This is a genomic window from Pseudonocardia sp. (assembly GCF_025965585.1).
Classification (GTDB): domain Bacteria; phylum Actinomycetota; class Actinomycetes; order Mycobacteriales; family Pseudonocardiaceae; genus Pseudonocardia.
The window spans coordinates 1-5,252 of record NZ_JAOPWR010000124.1 but is presented as its reverse complement, the minus strand read 5'-3'; the positions used below and the strand labels follow the sequence as shown (position 1 = coordinate 5,252).

At 72.5% G+C, this 5,252-nt stretch carries 2 protein-coding genes and 2 pseudogenes; 2 read left to right on the top strand and 2 right to left on the bottom strand.

All coding sequences use genetic code 11. The features are described 5' to 3' along the window. Positions 1-196: 196 nt before the first annotated feature. Positions 197-558, top strand: a pseudogene (locus tag JWR81_RS07890) (ATP-binding protein); the annotation flags it as partial. A gap of 757 nt (positions 559-1,315) precedes the next feature. Here the strand turns inward: JWR81_RS07890 and JWR81_RS07885 are convergent. Both JWR81_RS07885 and JWR81_RS07880 read right to left on the bottom strand, forming a co-directional pair. After that, the gene (locus JWR81_RS07885; protein ID WP_297648819.1) at positions 1,316-3,634 is read right to left on the bottom strand and encodes an FUSC family protein; all 2,319 of its coding nucleotides are present in this window, start codon (positions 3,632-3,634) and stop codon (positions 1,316-1,318) included. Between the two features lie 511 nt (positions 3,635-4,145). Next, positions 4,146-4,844 carry a hypothetical protein gene (locus JWR81_RS07880; RefSeq protein WP_297648816.1) on the bottom strand — a complete coding sequence of 233 codons (699 nt, stop codon included), beginning with the start codon at positions 4,842-4,844 and terminating at the stop codon, positions 4,146-4,148. Between the two features lie 38 nt (positions 4,845-4,882). On the opposite strand from JWR81_RS07880, the pseudogene JWR81_RS07875 reads away from it, so the two are divergent. Continuing rightward, positions 4,883-5,252, top strand: a pseudogene (locus JWR81_RS07875) (hypothetical protein); the annotation flags it as partial.

Genomic DNA, 5,252 nt, shown 5'->3' with positions numbered 1-5,252 from the left:
CGGGCCTGTCCCTCGGGGACCGGTGCTGCCTGGCCCTCGCCGAGCGCGTGGGCTGTGCCGCGGTCACCGCCGACACCGCCTGGGCCCAGCTCCCCCTCGACGATCTCGCCCTGACCGTCCGACTCATCCGCTGACCAGCACCGTCATTCAGCTGTCCCGACCGAACGAGGGGACCCGATCGCCCAGGATCCAGCAGGGGCTCGACGTGTTCGGGGCCGGGACACTCGCCGACGTGCTCACCTGGCTCGCCGGGGACGGTCCGCTGGACCGCCCGGGCCCGGTGGCCGGCGAGCCCGGGCCCGTGGTGCCGGAGCTCGCGGAGGTCGTGGGTCAGCCGGACGCCCGCCACGCGCTGGAGGTGGCGGCCGCGGGCGGCCATCACCTGCTGCTGGTCGGACCACCCGGGACCGGCAAGACCATGCTCGCGCAGCGGATCGTCGGCCTGCTCCCCGAACTGTCCCGGGACGACGCGCTGCAGCTCGCGGCCGTCCGCTCGGTGGCCGGAACCTCCCACCGGCCGGCCCGCTGAGCACCGTGGCGCCGTTCGTCGCCCCGCACCCACGCCCCGAGCGAACTGGTCGACGACAAGGGGAATAGCGATCGGTGCTGGATGCGAGTTTCGCACCCGTCAGGGGGAGGACGCGGTTTTCGTTTATGGAAGGATCACGAGGGCTCCGGTTCCTTGGCTCGCCGGAGATGCGGAGTGATGCGTTCCTGGCTCCCGTTCATCGTCATCATCGCCCTGGTGATCGTGGGCGGAGGAACCGTGTCAGGTTGGCGTGTCAGGTTGGAAGGTCAACCGGTCGGGGGCAGCGACGAGCCGGGCGAACGCCGCGGCGAGGTCGTGCGCCCGCGGCCAGGGTCGCTGGATGCAGAGCCAGAGCCGGCGCTGTCCGCGGGTGAGCCGGGCAGCGACGTGGGCTCCTCGTACAGGGTCCTCCGCGGGAGTTACCGTGCCGCGGCGTGCACGTCGCGGGGAGCGGCCAGCAGCGTCGCACCGGCGACGACCCCGACGGGCGCCGCGGGGAAGGCACCCCGTTGGCCGATCGGTCGGCAGCGTGGGGAGATCGCAGAGGCCCTCGCGCGAAGTCTCGAGCCGGATCGTTGCCGGGCCCGGCGCGACTGGCTGCGACATTGCTGACTGGGGCCTCGTGGTACGAGGCGATACAGGTCCTCGGACCGTCAGCTCCGACGGCGTTTCTCGCGGTCGCAGCAGCTCTCGTCGAGAATGCGGAGACCTGACCTCCGCGAGGCAACGCAACCCCGCCTCGGGACTCAGCGCTTGAAGACTGGCGCAGCACATCTTCGTGGAGGGCTACACCGGCGGGCGGACGCCCAGATCGAGGGCCTCGTCCGCGGGTTGGCCGGTGTCGTGGGCGTCGATGTCCATCTGCAGCGCGGTGGCCAGCCGGGCCAGGGTGCCGTCGAGCAGGGTGAGGTCGTGCAGTGCCTGCGCCAGCGGTGACTGCCGCGGGCGGAGGTCGTCAAGGGCGAGCGCGACGAGGGCCGAGGAGCGTACGTAGCGGCCGTGCACACGGGTTGCGATGCGGTGCTCGATCGCCTCGGCCGCGGTGAGCAGCTGCTCGACGGCCGCGTGCAGCTGCCGGTTGTCGGCCCACGGCAGGACCGCCCCGTCGGCCTCGGCCTCCTCCAGCAAGGCGCCGAGGGACCGGGCGTACTGCCGGGCGGCCGAGCTCACCACCAGGATCTCGGTGAGTTGGGTGGAGTTGCGGCCGAAGGTGACCGGTCGCAGCGGCGTGGCGGTCGCGACCAGCGCAGCGTAGGCGGCGTCGACGTCGCGGACCAGCGGTCGCAGCGGCGCCCGCTGCCCGTCCAGCCGGCCGCGTACGGCCTCGAGCAGCCTGCGCAGCGTGGTGAACCAGAGCAACACCCCGGCGGTGAGTACCCGCTGCGGGCGCAGCGGCACGATCAGCAGCACAGTGAGGATGACGGCGCCGGCGCCGATCGCCGTCTCGGCCAGCCGCAGCAGCAGCAGCTGCCAGCTGAACTCCTCGAGCTGCTCGTACAGCTGGGACATGACCACCGTGATCGCGATGACCATGAACATGTAGTTGAGCCGGATCAGGTAGATGCCGAGGAACAGCGCCACCACGATGATGGCCAGCGACGACCAGACGTCGCCGCCGGTGAGGTGGACGAGTAGATCGCCCGCCACGATGCCGATCGCGGTGCCGCCGATCCGGAACAGCGCGCGGCGCAGTTGCTCACCGGAGTTGGTTGCCATCACGAAGGCGAAGAAGGTCGCCAGTACCGCCCAGTACAGCCGCTGTCCCGACACCGCGTCCCCGGCGACGACCGCGAGCGTGCCGGCGATGGTGATCTGGACGGTGGTGCGGACATGCGGCGGCATCGTGGCGCGGTCGAGCAGGCCGCGCCCCCGCGTGGTCGAGGCCTCGGCGCTGACCGGCATCGAGCCGGGCAGCCAGTTGTTGACCAGCTGGACGGCGGGGGTGAAGTCGCCGCCGGCGGCCTCGGCGGTCTCCTCCTCCCCGACCGGCCTGCCGAGGCGGGCGCGGGCGGCGGCGTAGTGCTCCACGGAGGCGGCCAATCGGGAGGCCTGCACGGTCGCGCGGTGCCCGTCGCACTCCACCTCCCGCAGCGCCGCCACGGCGCGGGACACCGCTGCCGGGTCGCCGTCGAGCAGCGCGGACACCGCGTCCGCCGCCCGGCTGCGGACGGCGAACAGCGAACCGTCCGTGGCCAGCGCCACAGCGAAGCGCGCACAGTTGGACAGCGCCAGCTCGGCGTCGAAGAGCCGATGTGCCTCGACCGCCGCCGTGCGCGGGCGGGTCTCGGCCAGCTGGGCATCGATCATGAGCGTGGTCTCGTTCAGCCGGACCAGCTGGCGGCGGATGTGCTCCTCCCCCGCCCGGATGCGCCCCTCGTCCGCTTCGGCGAGCGCCCCGACGCTCAGTGCGAGCAGCCGCCGGGACCGGGCACCCTCCGACCGGCTCATCCGCGCCAGGGCTCGCTCCGGCTCCGGGCGGAGGAAGGCGAACCGCACCAGTAGCGACGCGAGCGTCCCGATCCCGAGGGCGGCGGCGATCCAGCCGATGTCGTGCAGGGCGAGCTCGGCGGACAGGAAGAACCCGAGGAAGGCGCCGAAGAAGACGCCCATCCCGGCGCCGAACCCGCGCGGAGGGAAGCGGCGGACGTACACCGCCACGGCCATCGCCAGGACGAGGTAGGCCAGCGACGGCACGCGATAGGGCCCGACCAGCAGCCCGAGAGTGAGCCCGATCAGCATCAGCACCGGCAGCAGCAGCGAGGACAGCACCTGACCGCGCGCAGTGCGATCCTGGACCGTGAACGCGGACATCATCGCGACCATGCCGGCGAGCAGCATCGAGATGAGGAGCATCGCGCGGTTCGTCGCCGTCAGCACGGCCGGGGGCGCACTGCCGGCCGGCAACTGCATCGCGCCGGTCAGCCGGACGAACAGGTAGGCCAGCCCCAGGGCGGCGGCGGCGCCCAGCGCCGCCTGCGATGCCATCCGCAGCTGGTTCAGCCCTGGATCGGCGCCCGCCAGCCGGTCGACGGCGTCATACAGCCAGGCCCGCGGGGTGCGTGCCCGGGGGCAGTGGATCAGGTCGTCGTCGGTGGCATCTCTCACCGGACTGATCTCCACTTCCGCAGAACGGTGACTACTGCCCCCGGCTGCCTCGGAGCGGTTGCGAGACATGACGCGGCATGCGAATGCCTCCTGCCGTTGACCGCCCATCCGAGATTCTTCTCGCCTTGGCGTCTTGCGTCCTCCAGGCCAGCGGCAATCCGAGATACCGGGCAGCCGGAGGCGTTCGTAACGGCTGGGCTGCGTCCGGGGGCGTGGTATACGAGGTCGCCGCTGATCAGCGGCGTGGCGTCGGGCTCTGAGACGGCCACCGCGTGATCTGTGACTGTGTCCTGCAGCGTTTCCGGGTGGGAAGCGCTCAGGTCGTCCAGGTGGGCGCCAGCGGGGCTCGGGATGACGGATCCAGTGTGCCGCGGTCGCCGCCACCATCAGCAGACCTGCCAGCACCCGCACGCCCAGCGCGAGCGGCCACACCCCGGGCACCCGAACCAACGCCGATAGCGTGTCGCCGCGCTGACCTGCCAAAACACTGTTGAAGGCCCTCGCTCACCGCCTACTTTTGGGCGCTACAGCCCGAGTTGGGTGGCCGCGTTGTCCTGCCACGCGGTCTCCATCCGCACGTACGCGCCGCGGGTGGCCAGGGAGCGGTGCCGGGTCTGGTGGGCGATCGCGCGGTCCGACGCGCCGCGCAGGTGCGCGAAGGTGACGAACCCGGCGCGCAACGAGTGCGCGGAGAACGGGCCGCCCTGCAGTCCCGCCCGGCCGATCGCGGCCTGGACCAGATCGTTGATCGACCCGGGTGCAGGCCGCGGTCCAGGACCCGGTTGCCCCGGCTGATCTTGCGGAACACCGGCCCGCCGGTGATGCCGGCGGCGTCCAGCCAGCTCTGCACGGCGGTGACCGGGCGGTGTGCCCGGCGCCCGGCGCGGGGGAGCACGACGAGCTGGTGCTCCTCGCCGCGCTGGTTCGCCTTCGACCGCGGCAGGGTGAGGACCAGCCCGCGGTCGTGCGCGCTGATCTCCTCGACCCGCAGGTTCGCGAGCTCGGAGCGGCGCAGCGCGGCGAAGAACCCGACCAGCAGCAGCGCCCGGTCCCGGAGGACGGCCAGGTCGGGTTCGGGCGGGCGGGTCTTCCAGACCTTGGTCTGCGGGCAGTGGTCGAGCACGTCGAACAGCGCCGGCGGCATCAGCGGGGCCGCCTGGTCGGGCGGGGCGCCGTGGGTGCGGCGGATGCCCTCCCAGACCGCGACCACCCGGGCGCCGGGCGGGGTGGACGGGGTGGTTCCCCCGCATGACCGAGGCCGAGGCCTACGAGGCCGGGCGGGGGGCCTGGAAGCTCGGCCCGCGCGCCGACAACGAGACCTTCGCCCTGATCGCGGCGAACAACCCGCCCGACCGCGCGGTGCTCGCCGCGATCGAGATCGAGTCGATCACCTCGGCTGACGCCGAGGGGATCGAGTCGATCACCTCGGCTGACGCCGAGGGCCGGCGCAGCATCATCGGCCGGGTCCTTGAGGAAGGTCATCCCGTCCGCGACGCCTACGTCGGGCGCCGGGACCCGCTGGACAACGAGTCCCGCAACCCCGTCGGCTACATCGAACTGCCCGAGGAGGAGCAGTACCGACTGCGCGCCTGCGCGTGCGGCTGCGGCACCGAGACCA